This window comes from Lachnoclostridium sp. An14 (assembly GCF_002160755.1).
Taxonomy (GTDB): domain Bacteria; phylum Bacillota; class Clostridia; order Lachnospirales; family Lachnospiraceae; genus Lachnoclostridium_A.
In genome coordinates this window covers 70,938-95,797 of record NZ_NFLE01000012.1, presented here as the reverse complement: position 1 = coordinate 95,797, position 24,860 = coordinate 70,938, and the positions used below count along the sequence as shown (strand labels likewise).

General features: G+C 51.8%; 28 protein-coding genes. 15 read left to right on the top strand and 13 right to left on the bottom strand.

Annotation, left to right across the window (positions count from 1 at the left end; all coding sequences use genetic code 11):
- The first annotated feature begins 185 nt into the window (after positions 1-185).
- From B5E84_RS08980 to B5E84_RS08910, 15 genes are all read left to right on the top strand, one after another.
- Positions 186-821, top strand: coding sequence for a TetR/AcrR family transcriptional regulator (locus tag B5E84_RS08980; RefSeq protein ID WP_087221886.1), 636 nt, complete (start codon positions 186-188; stop codon positions 819-821).
- Positions 818-1,015: a cysteine-rich KTR domain-containing protein gene (locus B5E84_RS08975; RefSeq protein WP_087221884.1), complete on the top strand. Its 198-nt coding sequence runs from the start codon at positions 818-820 to the stop codon at positions 1,013-1,015. The genes B5E84_RS08980 and B5E84_RS08975 overlap by 4 nt, the downstream gene beginning before the upstream one ends.
- Before the next feature lie 81 nt (positions 1,016-1,096).
- Positions 1,097-2,857, top strand: a complete 1,761-nt coding sequence (locus B5E84_RS08970) for an ABC transporter ATP-binding protein (RefSeq protein WP_087221882.1) — start codon at positions 1,097-1,099, stop codon at positions 2,855-2,857.
- Positions 2,850-4,586 carry an ABC transporter ATP-binding protein gene (locus tag B5E84_RS08965; protein ID WP_087221880.1) on the top strand — a complete coding sequence of 579 codons (1,737 nt, stop codon included), beginning with the start codon at positions 2,850-2,852 and terminating at the stop codon, positions 4,584-4,586. Before B5E84_RS08970 ends, B5E84_RS08965 begins: the two co-directional genes overlap by 8 nt.
- A 17-nt stretch (positions 4,587-4,603) precedes the next feature.
- Positions 4,604-5,536, top strand: a complete 933-nt coding sequence (locus B5E84_RS08960; protein ID WP_087221878.1) for an ABC transporter permease — start codon at positions 4,604-4,606, stop codon at positions 5,534-5,536.
- Positions 5,536-6,318 (top strand): ABC transporter permease, encoded by a 783-nt coding sequence (locus tag B5E84_RS08955; protein WP_087221876.1) that lies wholly within the window; start codon positions 5,536-5,538, stop codon positions 6,316-6,318. Before B5E84_RS08960 ends, B5E84_RS08955 begins: the two co-directional genes overlap by 1 nt.
- The gene (locus B5E84_RS08950; RefSeq protein ID WP_087221874.1) at positions 6,315-7,118 is read left to right on the top strand and encodes an ATP-binding cassette domain-containing protein; all 804 of its coding nucleotides are present in this window, start codon (positions 6,315-6,317) and stop codon (positions 7,116-7,118) included. Before B5E84_RS08955 ends, B5E84_RS08950 begins: the two co-directional genes overlap by 4 nt.
- On the top strand, positions 7,091-7,819 hold the full coding sequence (locus tag B5E84_RS08945; protein WP_087221872.1) for an ATP-binding cassette domain-containing protein: 729 nt from the start codon (positions 7,091-7,093) through the stop codon (positions 7,817-7,819). Before B5E84_RS08950 ends, B5E84_RS08945 begins: the two co-directional genes overlap by 28 nt.
- 3 nt (positions 7,820-7,822) lie before the next feature.
- Complete coding sequence (locus B5E84_RS08940; RefSeq protein ID WP_087221870.1) at positions 7,823-9,448, top strand: ABC transporter substrate-binding protein; 1,626 nt, start codon at positions 7,823-7,825, stop codon at positions 9,446-9,448.
- A gap of 13 nt (positions 9,449-9,461) precedes the next feature.
- The gene (locus tag B5E84_RS08935; protein ID WP_087221868.1) at positions 9,462-9,824 is read left to right on the top strand and encodes a metal-dependent transcriptional regulator; all 363 of its coding nucleotides are present in this window, start codon (positions 9,462-9,464) and stop codon (positions 9,822-9,824) included.
- A gap of 752 nt (positions 9,825-10,576) precedes the next feature.
- Positions 10,577-10,990: a sigma-70 family RNA polymerase sigma factor gene (locus B5E84_RS08930; RefSeq protein ID WP_227604679.1), complete on the top strand. Its 414-nt coding sequence runs from the start codon at positions 10,577-10,579 to the stop codon at positions 10,988-10,990.
- Complete coding sequence (locus B5E84_RS08925) at positions 10,980-11,162, top strand: helix-turn-helix domain-containing protein (RefSeq protein ID WP_087221866.1); 183 nt, start codon at positions 10,980-10,982, stop codon at positions 11,160-11,162. The genes B5E84_RS08930 and B5E84_RS08925 overlap by 11 nt, the downstream gene beginning before the upstream one ends.
- Before the next feature lie 193 nt (positions 11,163-11,355).
- A complete protein-coding gene (locus tag B5E84_RS08920; RefSeq protein WP_087221920.1) occupies positions 11,356-11,544 on the top strand; it encodes a hypothetical protein in 189 nt (62 codons plus the stop codon).
- A gap of 203 nt (positions 11,545-11,747) precedes the next feature.
- Entirely contained in the window at positions 11,748-11,951 is a 204-nt protein-coding gene (locus tag B5E84_RS08915; RefSeq protein ID WP_006573901.1) for an antitoxin VbhA family protein, read from the top strand.
- Positions 11,944-12,660, top strand: coding sequence for a Fic/DOC family protein (locus tag B5E84_RS08910; RefSeq protein ID WP_087221864.1), 717 nt, complete (start codon positions 11,944-11,946; stop codon positions 12,658-12,660). Before B5E84_RS08915 ends, B5E84_RS08910 begins: the two co-directional genes overlap by 8 nt.
- Positions 12,661-12,700: 40 nt before the next feature.
- Here B5E84_RS08910 and B5E84_RS08905 read toward each other — a convergent pair whose 3' ends face one another.
- From B5E84_RS08905 to B5E84_RS08845, 13 genes are all read right to left on the bottom strand, one after another.
- A complete protein-coding gene (locus tag B5E84_RS08905) occupies positions 12,701-13,108 on the bottom strand; it encodes a winged helix-turn-helix domain-containing protein (protein WP_087221862.1) in 408 nt (135 codons plus the stop codon).
- A gap of 52 nt (positions 13,109-13,160) precedes the next feature.
- Complete coding sequence (locus B5E84_RS08900; protein WP_087221861.1) at positions 13,161-14,486, bottom strand: MATE family efflux transporter; 1,326 nt, start codon at positions 14,484-14,486, stop codon at positions 13,161-13,163.
- An 80-nt stretch (positions 14,487-14,566) separates the two neighbouring features.
- Entirely contained in the window at positions 14,567-15,181 is a 615-nt protein-coding gene (locus B5E84_RS08895; protein ID WP_087221859.1) for a methyltransferase family protein, read from the bottom strand.
- Between the two features lie 80 nt (positions 15,182-15,261).
- On the bottom strand, positions 15,262-15,822 hold the full coding sequence (locus tag B5E84_RS08890) for a TetR/AcrR family transcriptional regulator (RefSeq protein ID WP_087221857.1): 561 nt from the start codon (positions 15,820-15,822) through the stop codon (positions 15,262-15,264).
- Between the two features lie 65 nt (positions 15,823-15,887).
- Positions 15,888-16,496, bottom strand: a complete 609-nt coding sequence (locus B5E84_RS08885) for a class I SAM-dependent methyltransferase (RefSeq protein ID WP_087221855.1) — start codon at positions 16,494-16,496, stop codon at positions 15,888-15,890.
- Positions 16,497-16,733: 237 nt separating this feature from the next.
- On the bottom strand, positions 16,734-17,168 hold the full coding sequence (locus B5E84_RS08880; RefSeq protein ID WP_087221853.1) for a winged helix-turn-helix domain-containing protein: 435 nt from the start codon (positions 17,166-17,168) through the stop codon (positions 16,734-16,736).
- 18 nt (positions 17,169-17,186) lie between these two features.
- The gene (locus tag B5E84_RS08875; RefSeq protein WP_087221851.1) at positions 17,187-17,897 is read right to left on the bottom strand and encodes a hypothetical protein; all 711 of its coding nucleotides are present in this window, start codon (positions 17,895-17,897) and stop codon (positions 17,187-17,189) included.
- The gene (locus B5E84_RS08870; RefSeq protein WP_087221849.1) at positions 17,890-20,073 is read right to left on the bottom strand and encodes a hypothetical protein; all 2,184 of its coding nucleotides are present in this window, start codon (positions 20,071-20,073) and stop codon (positions 17,890-17,892) included. Before B5E84_RS08870 ends, B5E84_RS08875 begins: the two co-directional genes overlap by 8 nt.
- Positions 20,070-20,930, bottom strand: a complete 861-nt coding sequence (locus tag B5E84_RS08865) for an ABC transporter ATP-binding protein (RefSeq protein ID WP_087221847.1) — start codon at positions 20,928-20,930, stop codon at positions 20,070-20,072. The genes B5E84_RS08870 and B5E84_RS08865 overlap by 4 nt, the downstream gene beginning before the upstream one ends.
- A 133-nt stretch (positions 20,931-21,063) precedes the next feature.
- Positions 21,064-21,666, bottom strand: coding sequence for an alpha/beta hydrolase (locus tag B5E84_RS08860; protein ID WP_058963742.1), 603 nt, complete (start codon positions 21,664-21,666; stop codon positions 21,064-21,066).
- Positions 21,663-22,337, bottom strand: a complete 675-nt coding sequence (locus tag B5E84_RS08855) for a CatA-like O-acetyltransferase (protein ID WP_242963331.1) — start codon at positions 22,335-22,337, stop codon at positions 21,663-21,665. Before B5E84_RS08855 ends, B5E84_RS08860 begins: the two co-directional genes overlap by 4 nt.
- Positions 22,338-22,620: 283 nt before the next feature.
- Complete coding sequence (locus B5E84_RS08850) at positions 22,621-24,141, bottom strand: sensor histidine kinase (protein WP_087221845.1); 1,521 nt, start codon at positions 24,139-24,141, stop codon at positions 22,621-22,623.
- Positions 24,119-24,787 carry a response regulator transcription factor gene (locus B5E84_RS08845; protein ID WP_087221843.1) on the bottom strand — a complete coding sequence of 223 codons (669 nt, stop codon included), beginning with the start codon at positions 24,785-24,787 and terminating at the stop codon, positions 24,119-24,121. Before B5E84_RS08845 ends, B5E84_RS08850 begins: the two co-directional genes overlap by 23 nt.
- Positions 24,788-24,860 lie beyond the last annotated feature (73 nt).

Sequence of the window (24,860 nt, the reverse complement as noted above, 5' to 3'; positions counted from 1 at the left end):
GTCTATTTGTTGGTACTTACTGTTGTAACCTTTCTCTTTTTTCTATACTGTTTTGAGAACTTATGGATGCGATTTTTGGCTAAAGTGTAGAACACAGCAAATTTCCTATTGACTGCCAAAATGCTTTGTGCTATATTAAGACCGATGGATTGAAACTGGTGGTCTTGAATGAAGGGAGGCGAACTATGGCAAAAAGAGTGGCGGGAGTGACTGAAAAGCTCATGGAATGTGCTAAAGAGGAGTTTTTAGCAAATGGATATGAAAATGCTTCTCTTCGGATAATTGCAGAAAAGGCTGGATCGAGTAAAGGCGCAATCTATATTCGCTACCCTGATAAAGAAAGCCTATATCGGTCCCTGGTTCAACCGGCGGCGGACGGCTTTTGTGAATTGTTACAAACCGTATTATCCGGGTTTACCACGATGCCAGGTAATGAGCAGACACAGCAGATGCTTCGATATTCCAATGATGGCTTTCCTAAAGTAGTGGACTATCTTTACGATCATTTCGATGAATTTAAGCTGTTGCTTACCAGCGGAGAGAATAGTGTCTATCAAGAGTTCATTCATCGTGTTGTTGAGCTGGATACAGAATGTACCGCAAAGTATATTGAGGCATCTGGAAATGATGCAATAACAAGCGGCCGACTTACGCCGGAACTAAATCATCTTCTTTCCAGTGCTTTCTATACGGGAATGTTTGAGGTTATCATTCACGATATGCCAAAAGCCCAGGCATTGGAGCATATCCGCAAAATGCGGCGTTTCTATACCGCTGGATGGCAGACCATCTTTTCTACGGATGGAGGTGATGTCGTATGAGTGGTTGGATTGACCGCAACGGTTGGATTCACTGTCCTACCTGCGGCAACAAAACCCGCACGAAAGTAAATCCGGATACTGTTCTCAAACACTTTCCGCTATTTTGTCCTAAATGCGGAAAAGAACACATCGTAGATGTGCAGGGACAAAGCATCATATTATCAGAGCCAGACGCCAAGACGCAGAGCCGATAATTTACAGGATAAATCCTGTGGATTGTCGGCTTTTACTTTTGATCTATGGTTAGGTTCTGCTAACTAAAAGGAGGGAATTGTATGCAGCGACAAAAAGATTCTGTAAATTTGATGACCTTCATTAAACCGCATCAATCAGGCTTTTTGCTCTCTATCATTCTTGCTGTTATCAGCGTCACAAGTGGTATCGTGCCATATTTCGCTGTGGCAAGGATTGTAAATTTGCTGATCGGAGGTGAAACGAATTTTTCTACTTATTTGACTTGGGGGATTGTTGCCCTTATTGCTTACCTGATGAAGTCTGTTTTTCACGGCCTCTCAACCAGATGTTCCCATGAAGCGACATTCCATGTGCTTTCAGAAATACGACAGGCGGTTGCGGATAAATTAACGCGTGTTTCTATGGGATATTTGACGGATACACCTTCGGGACGGCTGAAAACCACAATGGTAGAGCGTGTGGAGCAAATGGAAGTCCCTCTGGCACATATCATCCCGGAAATGACTTCTAACCTGCTTGTCCCCATCGCCATCATTATTTACCTGTTTGTGTTGGATTGGAGAATGGCACTGGTATCCCTGATTACGATACCTATCGGGATGCTCTGTTACATGGCCCAGATGAAGGAATACCCTAAAAAATACGGTGCTGTTGTTCAGGCAAGTAAGTATATGAGCGCCACCACTGTGGAGTACATCAATGGGATTGAGGTCATCAAGGCGTTCAATCAAAGTGCTGCCTCCTATGGAAAGTTTACACAGGCTGTCCGCCAGAGCGTGGATCTCATGCTGGACTGGATGAAATCCACCCAGGGCTATTCTGCTCTGATGATGACGATTTGGCCGGCCGTATTGATTGGTGTGCTGCCTGTGGGATGCCTGTTCTATATGAACGGCTCTTTGTCTGCTCCGGACTTTATCACCATTGCCATTCTTTCTCTTGGCATTATGGGGCCACTGGTTGCAGCTATCTTTCTGACGGATGATTTTTCTAAAATTGCTACTATCACCGGAGAAATTACTGCCGTATTGTCCGAGCCTGATCTGGATCGTCCGTCCCAGCGGAAAAATCTCAAAGGATTGGATATTTCCCTGCGGGATGTGACTTTTGCTTATAAGGATACGCAAGTTCTGAACGGCATCACCCTGGACATCAAGCAAGGAACCACAACGGCATTGGTAGGACCGTCCGGCTCTGGTAAATCCACGATTGCGAAACTTATCGCCTCTTATTGGGATGTTGGAGGCGGGCATATCACCATTGGAGGTGTTGACGCAAAAGAACTTCCTCCAGAGCAGGTAATGGATCTGATTGGCTATGTATCCCAGGATAATTTTCTGTTCAACTTGTCCGTCCGCGAGAATATCCGCATGGGAAGGCCGGATGCAACGGATACCGAAGTCGAAGCGGTGGCAAAGGCTGCGGGCTGTCATGAGTTTATCATGGGACTGGAACATGGCTATGACACGATTGTGGGAGGTGCTGGCGGACATCTTTCCGGCGGCGAGCGGCAACGAGTAGCTATTGCACGCGCCATGATGAAAAATGCACCCATTGTTATCTTGGACGAGGCAACTTCTTACACAGACCCGGAAAACGAGGCGGTCATTCAGGATGCCATAGGGCGGCTGACTCACGGAAAGACACTCATTGTGATTGCCCATCGCCTGTCCACCATTACCGGAGCGGAACAAATTGCTGTGGTGGATCACGGAAAGATTTTGGATGCCGGGACACATGGAGAACTGTTGGAACGGTGTCCGCTCTATCAGCAAATGTGGGCAGCTCACACGCAGGCGCGGGACAACGATCAGATGGAAGGAGGTGCGGCGTATGTTTGACGCATATAAACGGTTCTTTCGGTTCTCCGGGGCGGAGAAAGGCACTTGGTATAAAGGTATGGCCTTTGAACTGCTGCGGAGCATCTTTGAGGCTTTACAATTTGTCGCTCTATTGATAGTGTTGCGGGCGTTGGTAGGACAGAACATGACCGGGGCCACCGCATGGACGGCTTTGGGAATTATGGCGGTTAGTGTGGCTGGTGCCGCGTTCTGCTGGTATCTGGCCCACAATAGCGAAGGACACGCCAACTACCGAATGTGCGGAGAAAAGCGTATTCACATCGGTGAACGCATGAAATATATGCCGATGGGTTATTTCAACGCACAGAGCCTTGGCAGTCTTACTGCGGCAGCCACCTCTACAATGTCCGATTTGGAGAGTATGTCTTTTGCAGTGATCGCCCGGACAGTTGTGGGTATGATCCGGACTACGATCTTTTCTCTGGCGATCATGTGCTTCGACTGGAGAATCGGTCTTGTGTTCTTTGTTGGGATGCTGCTGTTCCTTTGGGTCAATTCCCGACTGCTTAAGAAATCCCGTGAGCTTTCCCCAGGGCGATTGACTGCACAGACTAAATTGGTGGATGCTGTGCTGGAATACATACAGGGCATGAGTGTGGTGCGTGCTTTCCACGGGGATAAAGCGGCAAAACAAACTCTAAACAATACCATCAAAGAAACAGAAAATCAAAACTTCAAATTGGAGCGCAAACGCATCCCCTACAATGTGCTGGAGCAGGTTGTTTTGCGTGTTACTTCTGTATTGGCAATCCTGCTTTCCATCTGGCTTTTCCTGCAAGGGAATATGTCGCTGTTCACCTGCTTGATGATGGTGGTATCTGCGTTCCTGGTATATAGCGAATTGGAATCGGCTGGTGAGATGTTCTTTATGCTGCCGATGATTGATACTTCCATTGACCGGGTAGAGGAAATTGACCGGGCACCCAGGATGGATGAGGGCGGCTCTGTTCAGGTGCCGAAAAGCCATGACATTTCATTTGAGCATGTGGACTTCTCCTATGGAGATCGGAAAATCATTGATGATGTGAGCTTCACAATTCCAGAAGCCACGACTACCGCTATTGTGGGACCCTCCGGTTCCGGCAAAACAACGCTTACCAGCCTTATGGCCCGGTTCTGGGATGTGAACAAAGGCTCCGTGAAATTGGGCGGTATTGATGTAAAAGACTATTCGCTGGACAGCTTGATGAGCAATTTCAGTATGGTCTTTCAGAATGTGTATTTGTTCAACGACAGTATTGAAAATAACATCAAGTTTGGTAAGCCGGCGGCCAGTCATGAAGAAGTGGTGGCTGCGGCAAAAGCCGCCCGGTGCCATGATTTCATTATGGCGCTGCCTGACGGCTATGACACGGTGATTGGTGAAGGAGGAGCCACAATATCCGGCGGTGAGCGTCAGCGGCTTTCCATAGCCAGAGCCATGCTGAAGGATGCTCCCATCGTAATTTTGGACGAGGCAACCGCAAATGTTGATCCGGAGAATGAGGCGGAACTTCAAGCGGCCATTGAAGCATTAACCGGAGGCAAGACCATTATTATGATCGCCCATCGACTGAAAACGGTGCGCCATGCAAACCAGATTTTAGTGGTGGATCACGGAAGGATTGTTCAACACGGCACCCACGACCAACTCATCCAGCAAAAGGGCATTTACGCTGATTTCATTTTGAATCGTAAAGCTGCGATTGACTGGAAAATCAACGCATAGTGCAGGGAGGCGGAGGTGTGAGTACAAAAAGATTTCTACTCCAAAAAATTTTACAACTTTTTTTAACCTTATTTCTGGTAACGGCGATCACTTTTATCCTGATGCAGCTTTCGCCCATCGATGCCGCCGAAGCCTACTCGCGCCGTATATTCACGGTCGATGAGACGCGTATTGAAGCAGTGCGTGAGCAGATGGGATTGAATCGCCCGATTGTCGTACAGTATCTGGACTGGCTGAATGACTTGCTTCATTTTGACTTGGGAAATTCGTATGTGGATAATCGGGATGTTTTCCTTATTGTCGGATCAGCACTAAAGGAAACTGCCTGTATTGTGCTACTATCTGCGGTTCTTCAAGCGGTTGGGGCACTGATATTGGGGGTTCTGCTCTATCTGACACGAAAGAATGTGATCGGCAAAATCCTGGCATTTGCGTCCATCGCGGCAATATCAATCCCAGCGTTTTATTTGGCAACTTCATTTATTGATGTGGTGGCCGTGAGATGGAACCTGATTAGTGTATCTGGCAATACAGGTTTAATGAGATACCTTCCGGCGGCACTCTGTTTGGCGGTGGGCGGGATTGCCTTTTTCGGGCAAATGCTTTCAAAAGCGATTCAGCAGGCCATGAGTGAGGACAGTGTTCTCTACGCCCGTTGCAGGGGGTTAAGCGATCCTTATATTGTAGTGCGCTACGCTATGCCCCAGGCTATCATCTCTACGGTTCCGACATTTATGCAGATGATGGGAATGTGTATGGCGGGATCCGCCATAGTGGAAAACATTTTTTCTCTGCCAGGATTGGGGTATCGGATTGTAAACAGCCTGACAAATCGTGATCTGCCCGTGATTTACGCAACGGTGCTGTTCCTTGCTTTTGCACTGGTGATTTTCAACATTCTGGCAGACATTATCCAGCGCCTGCTCCAGACACGAAAGGGGGACCTGTAATGAAACATTTGAAATGGATAATTCCGGTCCTCATCATTATTTTTTGTTTTCTCGGATTTCTTATCGCACCACATGACCCGGAGGCGATGGATATTGTTAACAAGTATGCGCCATTCAGTGCAGAGTTCCCTTTGGGGACCGACCAGTTTGGTCGCTGTGAATTATCCCGACTTTTGTATGGCGGTTATGTGACCCTCGGTATTGTGTTGCTGGGCGGAGGCATTGTGCTTGTTCTTGGTACGCTGATCGGATTATGGCTGGGCAGAGCAAATGCCGCCAGAAGTTTGGTGTTCAGTAGCTTGCTGGACGCTGTGACAGCGATCCCACCTTTAGCTTACCTTATCATTTTTGTCGGGATATGGGGAAACAGCATCCCTACGATGCTGGTGGCGCTGACGGTCTCTCTGATTTTGAGGATGATTAAACTGGTCAAAACACAGACAGAGATTGAACTGGATAAGGCTTATGTATTGTGCGCGGTGTCCTCCGGGGCCTCCCGCAGCAGGGTGTTATTTGTCCATATCTTGCCGAACATTATCCGACCCTTGGTACATTTCCTCTGCCTATCCTGCGCGGAAATGATTATGAATATTTCGGCGTTTTCCTTTATCGGGCTAACCTTGGGCGATGATGTGATTGACTGGGGTTCGATGCTCTCCGAGGGGCGCAGTATGCTGATGACCCATCCATCGTTGCTTTTCCTGCCGATACTATTTATTTTCCTGTGTACCTTGGCCTTTAATTTGTTGGCAAAACAGTTGGAGGGAGGTGACGCGGCATGATAGAGGTCAAAAACCTGTCTGTTCAAACATCAAAAGGAGTCGTTCTGCTGGATCGTGTGGAGTTTACCTTGACCCCCGGTGTCTGTACTGGATTGACCGGTGCCAGCGGCTCCGGCAAAACCACACTCTTAAAGGCGCTGATGGGGGTATCGGATGGGGATGTATCCATTAACTCTGGACAAATATTGCTGGATGGAGAGGACCTGCTAAAAAAGCCAGAAAAAGTGCGGCGGGATCTCTGCGGGACAACTTTGGGCTTTATTCCGCAAAACCCGATGACTGCGTTTAATCTTCATGTGCCAGTTGGGACACAGATGACAGAAACATTTCGGAAACGGCTTCGATTAGACAAAAATGCTGCTCGCAAACTTAGTATGGATGTTCTGCAAAAGGTCAATCTTCTGGATACGGATCGGGTTTATCGTTCCTACCCCAGCCAGTTGTCCGGAGGGATGCTTCAGAGGGCAACTATGGCGATTTTAATTGGCCTTTCCCCTCGGTACATTTTTGCAGATGAGCCGACCTCCGCTTTGGATGAGGAAAACAAGGAGTATCTGATCCAGGTATTGATGCGGATGAAACAACAGGCAGCAATTCTGTTTGTGTCCCATGATGATGCAGCTATTCGCACTCTCTGTGATGATCTGCTTGTGATGCAGAGCGGCATCATTGTAGAGTATGGCACAACAGCAGATTTGTTTGCCGCCCCTCATAAGGAGTGGACAAAAGAGTTCGTGCGTTTGGCTATGGTTGAGGAAGGAGGTGGCTGGACATGGCAGAAATCCAAGTCCGAAATGTGAGCAAAGAGTTTCTGGACGCCTCCGGCAAGCCCTTTCGTGCGCTAAGAGACATTTCATTTACATGGGTAAAAGGGGAAAATATCAGTTTTACCGGAGAAAGCGGCAGTGGAAAAAGCACAATGGCCCGCCTCTTAATCGGTTTGGAACGACCCACCAGTGGCGAGATTTTGCTTGATGGCGAGAACATTGCCAAATGGAGTTATGGACAGTGGCGTAGCCATCGCACAAAGATACAGGCCGTTTTCCAGGATGCCACTGGCAGCCTGAACCGTAGGCTCTCCGTAGGGCATAACTTGGAGGAAGCATTACGCAATTTGACCAAATTATCTTTCGGGGAGCGTAAACAGAGAATTTTAGAACTGATGGATTTGACGGCCACCAGCAGAAAACTATTGGATACGCCAACCAAAAACCTATCTGGGGGTGAGCAGCGGCGCGTTGCACTGCTGCGGGCGCTGGCTGTGCGGCCTGACTATCTTATTTTGGATGAGTTAACCAGCGGACTTGATCTGATTTCTCAAAAGGCGATTCGGGAGGTCCTGGAGGCATACCATCGGGAATACCGGTGCAGTTATTTCCTTATCACCCACGATATGAAATTCGCCTATCGCCTGTCCCAGCGCATTTATGAGCTGGAAAGCGGGCAAATCGTTAATATCGGTCAATCTAATATTGACATAAATTTACAGGAAAGGAAGTAAACCATGAAAAAATCGAAACTTGCTCGTCTCATTGCGGCCATTTGTTGTTTCGCCATGCTCCTTACTGCTTGCAGCAGTAATCAGACATCTGCGGAGTCTGGCGGCGATGGATCAACTACGGCAGACTCTGAAAAGAAAGTGCTGACCTACGCTATTGGAGCAGAAACCACAGACCTCTCTACCCTTTACATGAATAACTCTCTTTATTGCACATCCAAGCTGGTGTATGAAAACCTGGTGGACTTTGACAATGGTGAGATTGTCCCCGGCCTGGCAGAGAGCTGGGAGTATAACGATGACCAGACGGAGCTTACATTCCATCTGCGCCAGGGCGTCACCTTCCACAATGGGGAACCCTTCAATGCCGAAGCAGTCAAGACAAATCTGGAACATAAGCAGTCTAACCCATCCTTTTACAGTTTGAAGGGCATTACTGACATTCAAGAGATTGAGGTTGTCGATGAGTACACAATCACGCTTCATTACGACCATCCGTTCTATGCCTACCTTCAGGATTTTTGCTGGCCGGATGTAAACCCCATGAGCGCGCCGGAGTACATTATCCCCGGTGACTTCCAGACTATCTCCGGTGTTGCAGGCACAGGCCCGTATATCTATGACGAGTATGTGGCCGGCGAGTACACTCGCTTTGTTCGGAACGAGGACTATTGGGGAGAAACACCCTATTGGGATGAGATTATCGTCAAATACATTCCTGACTCGACCTCCCGCCTCCAGGCTCTCCAGACCGGCGAGATTGACATGATCTACGGGGGCACGCTTCTGACCTATGAGGAATACGACCAGGCTCTTGCTATGGACGGGATTGACGGACAGATGGCCGAAAAAGATACCCGTGTGCAAGTAATCACCACCAATGCCACCAGCCCCTATTTGTCTGATATTCGTGTACGGCAGGCCATAGCCTATGCCATTGATAAAGAGGAAATGTCCGTAGCTATTTCTAACGGTTATGAACCTCCGGCAGACATCCCAGCCACCCGCGATACTCCCTATGCGGATGTTGAGTTAGAAACAACTTATGACTATAACCCGGATATGGCAAATCAGCTTCTGGATGAGGCTGGCTGGTTGATGAATGAAAGCACTGGTATCCGCGAAAAAGACGGAGAACCATTGAGTCTCTTGCTCACACTGGAGACTGGCAGCACATCCGTTAGTATGCCTACTGCCGAAGTCATCAAGAGCCAGCTTGCAGAAGTGGGAATTGATATTACGATTTACGGGACTGAGCAGATGCAGTGGTATGCCGATTATCTGGAAGGCAAGTTCGATCTGACCTTGTGGCATTGCCAGTACGCCTTTGCGTCTCCCCATTGCTGGTTTACTCCTATGGACAGCATGGTGCCGCAGACACCCTCGTTGCCTGGCATTGAAGGCTCTGACGAGTTCCTTGCTACCATCAAAGAATTGACTAATATGTCCGATGACCAAGAAGTTCGGGATACCTACACCTACTTATTTAACTACGATGTAGGTAATGTGTTGGATATTCCTCTTACTTATCAAAAGGATATGCTCGTTTATAACACTGATAAGATTGCAGGCTATACCTTCACAGGAACACCTTGCTTCTTCGATATTCTGTCTCTGGAACCTGCGGAATAAGGGAGGCAATGTAATGAAACTCCATGCGTCGGGAGAAGATTACCTGGAGGCTATCCTTGTTCTCCAAAAGAAAATGGGCATGGTGCGTCCAGTTGATATTGCCCGACACATGGGATTCACCAAGCCGAGCATCACCCACGCCATTACAACACTGCAGACCGGCGGATTTGTCGAGCGGGACGAGGACGGCTTCATTCGCCTGACCGATGTGGGCCGCGAGGTGGCCGAGCGCACCTATGAGAAGCACTGCTTTTTCACGGAAATGCTCATAGAGGCCGGCGTGGATCAAGAAACGGCTGAGGCAGATGCCTGCCGGATGGAGCACGCCATCAGCGAGGACAGCTTTCAGCACCTGAAGGTCAAGCGCCAGGGATAAATCTTGTTTAGAAAGGGCGGGCGGAGAAATCAGATCTTTGCCCGCCCTTTTTCTTTGTGTTAAAGCTGCAAAATTTTGATGGAAATAACCGCCTGATGGGAAAAATTGCCGTTCAGTCAAAATCCAGCGATCTTTGCCCTTTACACTTAATATGGCATTTTGAAGCCATATATGGGTAGAAAGAACGGGAGGGATGTCTATGAGACGGAGAAATCAAAATAGCAGAGGTAATTTCAAGTTACAACAGGCGGTCTTATTCCAGAGAGAATGAGGCCGCCTTTTCTTTTATAATCCGACAAAAATCAACAAAGTTTTCGGAACAACACTGCACCTAAGATGATTGGCAGGCCCGCCGCCAGCCCATAGCATCGGCGGGCTCGTGTGCAAAGTGTGGTCCAGATGGCAGGGAGCCAGAAGTGCATGATGGAAAGATGGATCATGCACATAAAGAGGTTCGTCCATCTGCTTACATTTCGACACACAGCTTACTTTACAATACGGTTCTTCCGCCGCCCTTTTCACGGGAGTAGGCGGGAACATCGCAAATCGAGCGATAAGCCTCCTCCTGCGGGCGCCGGAAGTCATGACGGACTTCTTTATGTGTATCACTCGGCCGGCAGCTCACCTTTGCGGTGTGCGGCCGGCCGCGTTTCTTTATATGGCAAGGCAAGATGCCCGTTAGTTCGGTGCCGGTCTCCGCCAAAGGTTCAAGAATTCCCTTAAAATTCTTGAACTATTTGGAGGATAAGGCCATGTGGCAACGAAATAATGGACGAGCAGAGGAAGAACTGCAAATCAAGTTTACAGGTTACTTAATCCAGGCAGTCAGACGAACCCAGCGGGATTATCTGAAGGCCCTTTATGCGTACAGCAATCAGGAGACCTTGACGGATACGATCTTTGCTGTGAGCCAGACGCTGGAGCAGGAAGTGATGGAGCGGCTGCCCCTCTGGGAGAAAATTGAGAGCGGTGCGCTCCTGTATGCCTTGAAACAGCTGGACGAGCGGGAACGGTATGTGTTCCTGGCCCGCGTGCTGGACAAGCGCCCATTCGATGTGATCGGTATGCAGCTGGGATTGTCGTATAAGGGCGCGGCCGCGGTGTATTACCGGGCTATCCGGAAGTTGAAGAAGAACATCGAGGGGGTGAACGGATATGACATTTGAACAGATGCTGCGGCGAGCCAAGGGCGGTGACCAAGAGGCCAGCACAAGCATTTTGCTCATGTACCGGCCCCTGCTGCTCAAGTATGCCGTGATTAACGGCAGACTGGACGAGGATCTGTACCAGGAGCTGTGCATCACGCTGATGCGGGCGATTGACCTGTTCCGGATTTAAGTCTATGAGAAAGGCCCTGAGATCGCTGTCTCAGGGTCTTTCCCGTGGGCTTAAAATGTATTTGCCACCTGAGAATACCTTGCGTTTCAAGCTTTTCCCGTTCAGCAAGTTTACAATTCATCTATTCCAAAAAGCAACTGGTCATAGTATAATAGAGCCAACGATAAAGTTCAATTTAGGGGGATATAACAATATGAAAAACAATAGATACTTAACTATTGGCTTATTAACAGGATTTATTGTCGGTGGTTGCATGGGTGTATTGGGATGGGCGTTTCTGCAAAATCTTTTTGCTATTCCTATTTGTGCGGGTATTGGAATGTTGATTGGAATTGTTATAGGTACATTGATTGATTATGGAAAAAATCATCAAGAGAAATAGCAAAAAAGCGTTATGCTTTTATACTCATCGAGCCACCCTGATCCAAACTTTCAAAATTGAGTACCAACCGTCCACCGGCAGCACCACCGAGCAGGAAATCATTGAGGCTCGCTGCTAATTCAGAAAGATTCGCATTGGTCTGGCCTATTGGAAACAGGCCTGTTCTGTGTTATACTAAAATCAATGAAGGGGGTGAAGGCGCGATGAGTCCATTGGAAAAGAAACGGATTGCAGCGGTCAAGACGGCTGACGCGATCAACGCCATTGAGGGTGCGCCGATTTCCAGCTATGCACGGTCACTGTCTGCCAGCTGGGCACGCGGTGAGTTGACGGGCGAACAGATGAAGCAGGCATTGCTGGCACATCACCGCCGGATCGCGGAGCAGGAGCGTCAGAGCCGTGTCTGATCCATACCTGTATGAAGATGTGCCTGTCTTGAAAAACAAGCTGGACATCAAAAATGAGAAAACACTGGATCGCATCGAGGCCGAGCAATCCAGAGCCAATATGATGCTGTTATACGAACAGGGCTTTCAAGACTTTTCTCCAAATGGCCTACGGGAGATCCACCGATGCCTGTTTGGCGACATTTACGAATGGGCCGGCCAGTACCGCATCATCAATATCGAAAAGCGGGAGAAACTGCTGGCAGGTCGAAGCGTTTGGTACAGCAACGATGACAGGATAGAGGAAGATCTCGACGAGGCTTTTAGGCGGCTGAGAAATACTCGCTGGGATGGCATCAGCCGGGAAGAATTTGTTCATCAGCTTACCAGCCTCTTTCCGCCAATCTGGCAGGTGCATCCCTTCCGGGAGGGAAATACCCGAACGGTTGTAATGATGATGACCTTTTTTGTGGAGTATCATGGATACTTTATGGATCAGGAGCTGATGGCTGCCAGTGCCGGTTATGTCCGCGACTCCTTTGTGATGGCCTCCCTGGATCAGTTTTCAGAATTTGAGCATTTGGAGCGCATTTTGCTGGACGCTGTTTGTGATGAGCCGATTGATTACAGTGCGGAAAGCCTGGAGGAGCCTGCCGAAGTACCGGAAAAATATCGCAAATACCAGAAGGAGCCCTATGTGCCGGAGCCGCATTACCGGCGTGAGGAATAAAAGAAGCGCACAGCGGAAGAAGATCCGTTGTGCGCTTGCTTTATTTTGGTGAGGTGCCTGGGGCAACGAATTTGTAGCCGTGGCCCCGCACTGTTTCGATAATACCGGCCCCCAGCTTGCGGCGGAGCTTGTAGACCATGCTGGAGATCCCGGTCCAGCTGGCGTCATAGGAGTCCGCCGCAACAGCTTCATAGATTTGGCGAGCGGTGAACACCTGCCCTGGCCGGCGGGCCAGCAGGAGAAGAATATCAAACTCCATCGGCGTTAGCTCCACCGTCTGGCCAGCCTGCCATACCAGCCTGCGCTGCGGGTCGATCTGCAGGGAGCCAAAGAGCAGCGGCGTGTCTGCGGAGGCAGCCACCGTGGAAAAATCTGCAATAGAAGAAAGAGCGGCGATTGCTTTATTAAAGACAGCATCATCGTTATCATCAAAAGACAGGATTACCAACTTCCCAAACGAATCACCTCCCTATAGTTAGAACTGCGATATAATAAGTTTCCTATTCTGCAGTCAGCCTTTTCTTGAAAGAGATAGTTCCAGAAATACTTGCGGCGGCACTGGCTACCACATGACTGATCAATACCGCAACCCAAATTCCATTTAGGCCGAACCCCAGATAGGAAAGTAAGTACGCCAAGGGCATCCGGACTACAATGTAATAGAAAATCATCAGAAACATACTCTTTGACGGTTTCCCCATCCCGTTAAGGGAACCTAAATAGCAATTTGTGACGGTGTTAAGAATATACCCAATGCTGACGATCAAAAAATATGTTCCAACAATAGCGGCCACATCCTCACTGCGGACGAATAGACCGGAAAGCTGTCTCGAAAAACCGACCACCACAACGGAAAGAATTACGAGCAGGCCACAGCCATATCCCAAAGCGCACTTTAGATAGTCCTTGGCCCGATCATAACGGTTTGCACCAACGCACTGTCCAATAATAGTGGTCAAAACCATGTTCAGTGCCATTGCCGGGTAGAAAAGAATGGTTTCCAGTTTTCCCGTTACTCCATAAGCTGCTATTGCGGTGACGCTATAGGTGCTGACAAGCGCCGTGAGGAAAGTCGTGCTAATTGCAGGGATACTTTGCTGGATGACAGAAGGGATTGCTTTCTGAATCAGGGGTAATACAGCATTTCTGTCAAACGCAGAAATTTTGAATGCAAACAGCTTTTTCTTTTTCAGATAGATCAGCATAAACAGCAGGCAGATGACCTGAGAAAGAAGTGTAGCAATCGCCGCACCGTGAAATCCGATAAAGTGAATAAAAATAGGATCGAGGATCGCGTTCAAAATTGTTGACACCAGCATGGCTACTGCTTGAAACATAGAATTGCCAAAGCTCCGCAAAACAGCGGTGAAGTAAAGGTAAAGGTAAACTGCAAGATACCCAAGTACATAGATGGCCAAATAGCTGTATGCCATATCATAAGTTTCGGCCGGAGTATTCAGCGCCTTCAAAATTGCAGGAAGAGACGCCTCAAGCAGAATCGTCACAAGGAGGGAGAAAGCTACCGCAACGCAGAAGGATGTGGCAATCAAACTCTCTGTCTTTTTCTTGTCCTTCGCGCCAATCGCCTGGGAGATCAGAATTGATACACCGTTAGTTGCGCCCATCGCAACGGAAGTCAAGATCAGGATGATGGGGGTGGAGTTTGTCAATGCGGCATAGGCTGTTTCTCCCAGCAAGTTCCCGATCCACAGGCTGTCCACAAGGTTATACATCATATTGAGGAACATGGCGGCAATCATCGGGAGCGCCATCGCCATAAGGCAACGCTTTGTATTCCCACCTACAAAATCAATTTTTGTTGGCATGATAAAAACTTCCTTTCTATAATTGAATGAAGAACATTCATATTTGAATGATATTTTATGGCTACTAAAACAGTAGCCAGTTACCAAATAAGAGGTATCAGTCTCCATGAACGGAAACAATAATTTTTGAAATCTTCTCCGAAGCACTCATATAATGCTTTTTCCTCTACCTTAATCCGAATTCCATAGCAGACTGCCAAAATTAGTAACACAATGAAGGGCGAAAAAGCAGAACGGAAACAAAAAGCATTTCCAAGCATACTCAACATTGTTCCGGCATAAGCGGGATTCCTGATATATCGGTAAACGCCGGTTGTAACCAACTGCTGGTTGCTGCCTGTTTTGACAGCAAGCGTAAAGGAATGCCGCAGGCTCCAGACCGCAAAAGCACGCAATGTCGTGCCTATTAGAATTAAAGCCACACCCACATAGTAAAAAATATGAGGGAGAAGTATTTCTCCAGCTATTTGCGTAAATTGTTGGCTCCTGAAATAAGGGCTGAAGTAAAAACTTCCCCAACACCCCAACATAACAATCAGAAGCGTTCCATAATCACTATTTTTCTTATCCAGCCTTCTCAACCAGCCCCTAAAATTGTAGATCCAGATTCCAACTTCTACTAACATCATGTAGCTTATGGCATAAATGAAAGTGTAATATTCATGTAAGTTTGTAAAGCATGAAGGGTCATTCATTATAGCTCCTCCGTATGTGAATGAAAACTATTCAGTTATTGACCTTTGAATATCCCCCGCCCGATAGCAGGGGATATTTTTCAAAGGCGAAGCGCATATATGAGAAATTCTCGAATCCGCTTTGATTTATCTTCTTGTGTCAGTTCGTCCGCCAACAGGATGCCAAGCTGTCCATATACACAAAACATCGCAGCAGCCTGCAAATCATCAATCTGGATCTCACCGTTTTGCTGGGCCCGCTGTAGCAGCTTTTCCACAGGCGGAACCAACTTCTCACATACTTTTAGAGAAAGCTGATCGTGGAATTTCTTATTTTCGGCCTGGTGAAAAACTGAATAGTACTTTGTGTCCCGATCTTCCATCGTGGCAGGCATATCTTCGATGATCTGCCGCAGGGACTTGTGATCGTCCTTTTCAAAGCCAACAAGCTGTTCCACCAGAACATCTGCATACTGTTCAATCGTGCTGTCAAATAGCGCCTCTTTGGACGGAAAGTATCGGTAGCATAGACCTTGAGCAACGCCGATTGCTTTTGCTATATCTGTAATCGAGGTTTTTTCATATCCATTTTCCCCGAACAATTTGAGGGCAGTATCCAAGATCTCTTGCTTGCGTGCTTCTGGTTCTTTTGTAATCCGCATAGTCCGAGCCTCCTTTCTTTTTATAATAGCACGCCCACGCTAAAGAATCAATGATTGAATATCACTCATTTTTGAGCCATAGCAATACAGGCCGTATTTCCAATCTGCTCCCACGACACATTATGAAAATATTCTGAAAGCATCGAAACGATTTCTGTTTCAGAGTATATCTTCACATCGCCTTCTTTGCTATGGCGCATATAGAAATTCATTATCACGCGCCCTACAAATGGTTGCCAGCAATCCCCCATCAGGAAGGTCCCTTCCGGCTTCAAAACACGATGCACTTCCTTTAATACATTCTGCGGAGCTGGGTAATGATGAAAAGAGTCATTGCAGTACACAACATCAAAAGTGTTATCCGGGAAAGGGAGTGACTCACTATCTCCCAGTAACAGCTTGACTTGTTCCGGAAGTTTTGACTTAGCAACAGCAAGCATTTCCTCCGACAAGTCGATGCCGCACAATTCTTTATGGGTATCCTTCTGAAAAATGAGTTTCAGCATTTCACCAGTCCCACATCCTAAATCCAGAGCAGAGTGGAAAGGAATGTGTGACAGCTTTTCCAGCAGAATAGGATAAAGGGAGCGGGCGTGCTGGCCCTTAATATCTTTATCGTAGGTGGCGGCCTGTTGGTTAAACGCTGCTTTTGAGTTTTCTTTTATGGTATTCATGGCTCAACCTCCTTCTATCAATAAGTATAGCACCATTTGTGAAAATGTCAATGAATAATTTTCATTCATAAATTGGGAATACGAATTTTGCAAAGAGAAAAAACTGCTTCACAGCAATTCCCCATCTTTCAAATCGAATTCACAAACACCAGAAGGAGCCCTGTGTGCCGGAGCCGTATTACTGGCGTGAGGAATGAAAGAAGCGCACAGCGGAAGTAGATCCGTTGTGCGCTTGCTTCATTTTGGTGAGGTGCCTGGGGCAACGAATTTGTAGCCGTGGCCCCGCACTGTTTCGATGATGCCAGCCCCCAGCTTGCGCCGGAGCTTGTAGACCATGCTGGAGATCCCCGTCCAACTGGCGTCAAAGGAGTCCGCTGCAACGGCCTCATAGATCTGGCGGGCAGAGAACACCTGCCCTGGCCGGCGGGCCAGCAGGAGCAGAATATCAAACTCCATCGGCGTCAGGTCCACCGTCTGGCCGGCCTCCCGGACCAGCCTGCGCTGCGGGTCGATTTGCAGAGAGCCAAAGAGCAGCGGGGCGTCTGCGGAGGCGGCCACCGTGGACAAGTCTGCGACTGAAGCAAAGGCCGATATTGCTTTGCTAAAAAGGGCTTCTTTATCGTCCCTAAACGATAGAATTATAAACTTCCCAAGCAGCTCACCTCCAGTCATTCAAACTTCGCCCGCTTATTATCTTTTGGATCGTGCGGGGCGAACCATCAACAGGACGATGCCCGCGGCCAACAGTATGCACTGAACGATAAGAACTGCGGCCGGCATAGAGAAGGCGGGGTCTAAAGTACCAAGTGCTAGAGGGTACTTGCTGAAAAAATGTCCGTTCCAGATTCCCAGGGCGTCGGGCAGCGGCAAGGCCATACACAGGAAGGGTACCGCCATCCACACATACACCAGCCAGGGCCGGATCTGCCCCAGCAGCCAGCCGCTCCCCAGTGCGAACACAAGGGCGGGCAGAAGGGTCGCCAGAGCCGGGAGCAGAAGACTCCCCCAGCCGTACCAGTGGAACATGCGGCCGTAGAACACCGCCGCCTCTCCCATGCACAGCAGGCTCAGCAGCACGCCGCCCGTCAGGGCCGCGGCGCACCGGGCCAAAGCGTACTGCCTGGGCGGCATCGGCGTAGCGTCCATGAGAACTGCCGCCCGCCGGGCCTTGGGCGAGGTATAGAAGGTCAGAAAGAACAGCATCCCGATCCACAGCAAAGGCAGCATGCGGGAGAGATAATCCCCAAAGCTCCAGGGAGAGAAGGGGGCGGTGTGGGATACCCCCAGGATGGTCACGGCATGGAGCACCAGCGCCCCGTAGAGAAGCAGCACAACCGCCAGCCCGATAAAAAACTTGTTCCACAGCAGCCTGCGGCATTCATATCGAAAAATCTTACGCAAGGTTCAAATCCTCCTCCGTCAGCCCGCAGGCATCCAAAAATTCCTGGTAGGTCAGATAGGGATACATGGGGTCCAGCTCCCGGTTGAACAGGTCATGGAGGATCTGATCCATGGCCTCCTCGCCGCCCACCAACTGCTCCGCTTTCCAAATTTTCAGGGGCATCTCATTGTACTGCCGAACCTGAGACAGACTGTTGGAGATGGCAAGCTGCACCTGCGCCGGCAGCATCTCCAGATATTCGGGATTGCGCACATAGAAGTTCAGGTAGTAGTCATCTACCGCTTTCTGCCACTGATCCACATAATGCTCCTGGGCATATTCCTCGCCGTACAGATCCTTGACGATACGGTAGGTGGTGTAGACAGTCAGTCCCTCGGCAGACCAGGGGCTGGTGGGATCGGAGGTATCAAACATGTTGCCCAGGCCCCACCACTGGTGCACCAATTCGTGAATCATCACTTCGCCTGCGCCCCCGCCCTTTTCGGTGTTCCCCAGGTTGGCGGCGGTAAAGTCCGCCTCATCCAGCAGGCTGGCCCCGGTGGTGGCGTAGCCGCCGCCGGCCACCCGGCTCTGGATAAGCTTGAGCGTTTCACCTGTACCAAAGGACAAGGAACCATAGTGCTCAGTGCAGTAGTCCACCACTTCCTTCACCGCGTCCACGGCTTTGGCGGCCTCCATGACGGCCTGATGCTTGTGACCGTAGTAGAACTGGATGGTCATGCCGCCGGCCTCAATGTCCTCCCGGATATAGTCCCCGGCGTAGAGAATGCCGCCGGCGCCGTTGTGTTCATACCGCCATGTTCTGGTGCCGTCCTCGTGTTCCGCGACGACCTCCGCCGCGCTGGAGCCGAAGGGAATCGCCAGCATATTTTCCGGCAGGGTGATCTCAATTTCAGCGGGATAGCCGGCATCTCCGGGCATGACATTCATCACACGGGGCGAGAGGGCCGAGTTCTCCAGGCAGAGGTATTCGCGGCTCAGCTCCTTGCCGCCCTGCATGGTGGGCATGCTCTCCTGGGGGAATCCGCTGTACTCCATGGTCAGCTCCACTTCTTCCTCTGCGGGAATGGTGACTTCCAGCAGAGCCTCGTTATACTCCTGGTAGTCGCTTACCGTGAAGGGAACGTCAGCGCCGTTGGCTTTCACATTGGAGATGGCGTAGCCCGGGTTGACGCCGAAGGAAATGCTCTGCTCCTGGCCGGAGGTGTTCCGGAACTGGTAGGAGGCCCGGCCCGTCACGGTGCCGGCATCGGTGTCCGGAAACACCTGAGCGGTGCGGCGGACAAAGGTAACGCCCTCGGCATAGGGGATCTCATAGAAGGACATCACCGTTAAATCCGGGTTGCTGTGGTCGATAAAGGGCTGGGCGGCATAGGCGGCGCCGGAACAGGCCAGCAGCGCCAGGGCGATCACCGGGCGGTAGAGCCGCCGGACGCTCCGGGCCAGGGAGCCGAACACGTCCTTCCCATACTGCCGGATGCAGAGATAGGAGACTGTCCAAACCCCGGCCAGTGCAAGGAGCCAGGTGAAACGCATCCAGGCCACCGACCGGAACACACGGAGGTTGGAGAAATCATCGGACAAAGCCCACACGCAGGGATTGAGCCAGCATAACTGCCATTCTGCCGCCCACACCGTCAGGCTCAGGGCGCAGAAGGCGATAAACAGGACGATGGACAGATCCGCCCGGCGGGTGAACTGGTAGGCTGCGGCCGCCGCCAGGATGCCCAGGGGCAGCGCCAGCCCCATGAACAGCAGATAGGCCAGCACATAGTTTGCGCCGGTGAACACGGCGCCGATCAGCCCCACGCTGATGGGCAGCCAGACCAGCATCGTGAGGCCCACCGTCAGCACCGCGGCCATCAGCAGGGCCAGCAGGCGGGTCAGGGCCGTGGTCAGAGGGGACACCACCGCGTCGGTGAGAATGTCCACCCGGCTGCGGCAGGCCCGGTCCAGCTCAAAGATGGTCAGCAGGCCGAAGAGGATGGCGCCGGCCACACCGCCGGCAATCGCGGGGTTTGCCAAATACATGGAGAGCATGGTGGTGGATGTGGCGGGTTTGTAGAGTACCAGCCCCAGCGCCGGGGAGAGGACCGCCAAAGCCATCATCAGCCAGGTCAGGCGGCTTTGCAGCAGCCGCTTCAGTTCCAGGGGAAAGAGCCGCATTGTCTTCATTGTACCGCCTCCCTGGAGATCAGATAGAGGTAGGCGTCCTCCAAAGAGGGCTCCTCCGCCTGGGCATAGGGCGGCAGCTTGTCCGCCACGGCCCGGCAGCGGATACCCTGGCTGGTGTTCACCCGGGCGGTGATGTGCAGCCCCTGCTCCAGCGTCTCATCCTTCTCCCAAAAGACGCCCACATGGCCGGCCGCCGACTGGATCAACTGCTCCGGCGTGCCGGTGAACAGGATGGTCCCGTGGTGGATGACCACGATCTGGTCGCACACCGACTGCACATCCTCGATGATGTGGGTGGAGAGCAGCACCAGATGCTCCTCGGCTGTGCGGGAGAACAGGTTGCGGAAGTGGATGCGTTCCTCCGGGTCCAGTCCCACAGTGGGCTCGTCAAAGATCAGGAAGGGGGGATTCCCCAACAGGGCCTGGGCGATGCCCACCCGCTGGCGCTGGCCGCCGGAGAGGGTGCGGATCTTGGATTTTGCCTTTTCTTCCAGATTGACCGCCTGTATTGTCTTTTGGATCGCGGCCTTTGGATTTGAGATCCCTTTGAGTGCGGCCATGTAGTCTAAAAACTGGGTGACCGTCAATTCATCGAACAAACCGAAGTCCTGGGGGAGATAGCCGAGACTGGCCTTCAACTGGCTCTCGACCTTGGCCAGCGGCACCCCGTTCAGCAGGATGTTCCCCCCGGTGGGCTGCAGGGCCGCCACCAGCAGCTTCATCAGGGTGGATTTGCCCGCCCCGTTGGGGCCCAGCAGACCGATGAGGCTGGGGGATTTTAACTCCAGGTTCAGCCCCTTCAGGGCCTGCTTCCCGCTGGGGTAGGTCATACTGACGTTTTGAATCTTGATTTCCATATTGTCGGATTCCTTTCTGCTTGGGATGATGAAAGAATACCAGGGCAATATGGAGTGAAGATGGAGGGAATTTGTGATTTGTATGGAGAAAGGCAGAAAACAGGGCAGGCCACCGGCCTGCCCCGTTCTAACACTATAAAAGATGTTTTTTCACCCAGCTATCCAGTAAGGCCATCTGTTCCTCTGTGTGGAACCAGTGCTCACCGCCCTCCAGGACGGTGAGACCGGCGCCGTGCTCCGCCGCGAACTGCTCCACACTCTGACGGGACACCAGATGGTCGCCCCCGGCATAGAGGATTTCCGTGGGGACCTGCCAAGCGATGGGATGCTCCCGCACATAGCACAGGTACGCCCAGGACAGGGTCTCCCCGAAGTCTGTGGGGACCTCTCCCCGTTCGCATAGCGCCTGCTCCGACACACCGGCCCAGGCCATCATGTCCAGGATCAGCCGTTCCATGTCCAGCACCGGCGACACGAACAGCGCCCTGTCCGGCGCCTGATCCCCCAGGGCCAGCATGGTGAAATAGGCCCCGATGCTGTTGGCCAGGAGAATGATGTGCTCATACTGCCGGCGGGCCTCGTCATAGGCGGCCGCGATCTGGGGTGCCGCCTCCCAGGGAAGCTCCCCCCGGTAGTCCACCCCCAGCACGTCGAAACCGGGGCAGACGGCCCGGAAGCGGTCTGCCTCCCCGGCGCTGCCGCCTTTGCCGTGGACATATAAAATTGCGCGTTTCAAACCTGTTCACCTCCGTCCTCAGCCTGTGGACTGTCTGCGGCCATACGGTCCATCCGTTCCTGTACCTCGGTAAAGAACCGGGACAGGTGGAACCCGTCCGCCACCGCGTGGTGGATGTTCATGGTCAGCGGCATGACCAGCCTGCTGCCCTCCGCCTCGTACTTGCCCCAGGTGACCACCGGGGCCAGAAAGTCCCCCTGGTCAAACACATGGACATCGAAGTGGCGGTAGCGAACCCAGGGCAGACAGGACACATCGAAGTGATTCGTTGGCTGCCCTTCCACCACGCCCCGGAGTTCCCGGTACTTTTCCCGGTCCTCCAGAAAACGGGCGTGGAATGCCGGCAGGTCCTCCATGTAAGGCGTAACCAGCTTGGTGAAGTTCCCGTCCTCCGGGTGGAAGTGGGCATAACTGGGGGAAACAAAGTCCCAGCGGATCAGGTTTCCATCCTGGTCCCAGCCCAGTTTGAACTCCTCATGGGCGTTGATCACCCGGGATACCACCCAGATCATGGCCGGATAGAACTTCATGCCGCGCTGCTTGACGAACCGGACCAGCGGCGTCACATCCATGTCCACCGTCAGGCTCATGACCACTCGCATGTGGTCCATATAAAACTGAAACAGATCGCCTCTCGGCCAGGTGCTGAAATCAACCTTTTTGTAATTCATCTCAATACTCCTTTGCATGATTGTTTTCCCGTTTCATCATGCAAGGCCATTGGGATGGGGTATTTCCGTTTGCTCCATACAAGCCATCCAGCTCAAGCCTTGCATGGAGCCGCATCAAGTCCGCGCTTCATTCGTTCACCTCCTCAATGAACCGGGCGCAGGATGCCCTTTCCGGCAATCCAAAAATGAGATGTTTTTTTCCAGATATCTGCCTTGTAGCCACAGGTGTGAATCAAAATCGTCTGTTCCGCAGGCACCCTCACTTCCATTGGATCATCTATGCTTATCCTATCATATTCCCGGCGGCAAGTCCAGAAACAGCGTCCGTTTCAAACCGCACCGCAGCCCGCACCCCGTCCTCTGTATTTTCGATGGTACATTCCGCCCCATGTCGGGCTAAAATCATTTTCACCAGATACAGCCCCAGGCCGCTGCCGCCGGTAGCCCGGTTCCGGGAACTCTCTTCCCGGTAGAAGGCCTCGAACAGATGCGGCAGGGCGTCTTCTGAGATGCGGGCCCCGGTGTTCTCCACCGTCAGGGCTGGGCTGCCGTCCAGCAGGCCGCACCACACCCGTACCTCCGCCCCTTCCGGCGAGTAGAGGGATGCGTTAGAGAGCAGATTGCCTGCTACCCGACCCAGCAGAGAGGCATCCCCGGTGATAACGATCCCCGGCGTCAGGTCCTGCACCAGCCGCTGCTCCTTCTGCTCCAGAAGCGGCGCGTCCAAGGCAAGCTGGCGCTCGATCAAGGCGGACAGCTCTACGGGCTCCCGCTTCACAGCCACAGAGCCGCTTTCCATACGGGAGATCGCCAGCATCTCCTGCACCAGATTTTCCATCCGTCCCGTTACCCGGAGCGAGCGAAGCAGGTACTTGTCCCGGTTCTGATAGACGCCAACCCCCTCCAGCATGCCGGAGAGCTGCCCCTTCAGAATGGTCACCGGAGTTTTCAGCTCATGGGAGGCGGCGTTGAAGAAGGCCATCCGCTGGCGGTCCAGCTCCCGTTCCCGTTCCACCTCACCCCGGAGCGCCCGATTGGCGTTCTCCAGGTCGGTGAGAGCGGTGTCCAGCCGCCGGGCAAGCTGATCCAGACTGCGGCCCAGCTTGCCGATCTCGTCCTTGCGCTTTTCACCGCATTCCCAGTGGAAGTCCAGCTCCGCCATTTTCCCGGCGATCCCGCTCATGCGCACGATAGGCAGGGTGATGTATCGGGAGTAAATCAAGGCGCACAGCAGAGAAAATACCAATAACACCATCAAAAGCCAGGGGGCTATCTGGATCAGCGCCCGCACCGCCAGATTTTCCACTTCGATCCGCGGGGTGACATAGAGGGTATAGCTTTCGTTCTGGCCTGCAAACACCACCTCGGCGGTAATGGTAGCCTGCTCCGACATGGTGACCGCTACCGTATCGCCTTCCCGGATGTCCTGGCTGTGATAACCGACGGTGCTTTCCTGCTCTGAGGTGGTGACTACCATGGTATCATCCTCATACACAGCCTGCACCGTCAGCTTGGCCCCTGTGTCCACCAGGCGCCCGTCCGGCCCCACCAGCATGGCGTTGGCCCCGGAGGTAAGCACAAAGTCATCCAGCAGCTCGCCGCAGTCTGCGGGCGTCGTCTCCGCCAGTTTCCCCACCAGGGCGTCCACCTGAGCGGTCAGGTCATCATTCACGACGGCGGTATAGGTGCTGGGGGAGGCCCAGGCGATAAAGCTGAAGGTGACCGCCCCGGCCGCGAGCAGGACGCCGGCGGTAATGAGAAAGATCCGGGCTGTCAGGCTTTCAGTGATCCTCTTTCGCAGCACGGTAGCCCACCCCCCTTACAGTATCAATATAGTTCCGCCCCAGCTTGTGGCGGAGGTTTTTGATGTGGCTGTCCACCACCCGTTCGTCCCCATAGAAGTCATAGCCCCACAGTTTCGCCAGCAGCATCTCCCGAGTGAACACCCGGCCCGGAGCGGCTAAGAAGGTGTGGAGCAGTTCAAACTCCCGGGCGGTCAGGTCCAGGAGCTGACCGTCCAACAGGGCCTCCCGCGTGTCGAGATCCAAAGTCAGGTCCCGGTACCGCAGGCGGCTGTCTTCCCCGGCGGTTCCACGGCGGCGAAGGATGACCCGGATCTTTTCCAGCAGCACCGGCATAGAGAAGGGCTTGGTCACATAGTCGTCGATGTCCATGCCGAAGCCCCGGAGCTGCGATTCTTCCCCGTCCAGAGCGGTGAGCATCAAAATGGGGATCTGTGACTGCTGGCGAATCAGCTCGCAGACCCCAAAGCCGTCGATCTTCGGGAGCATAAGGTCCAACAAAACCAGGTCGAAAGGCTGTCCCCCAAACAGGGCCAGGGCTGCCACGCCATCCCCGGCCACGGCGGTCTGATAACCGGCATCCTCCAGGTAGGCGCGTAGCAACTCCTGAATATCCGGCTCGTCTTCAACAATTAGAATGCGTTTCATTAGTAATCACCCAATCGAAGTATATCATGGGATTGTGAATTTATCATGGAGAAAAGAAAGTAACCATAAAAGA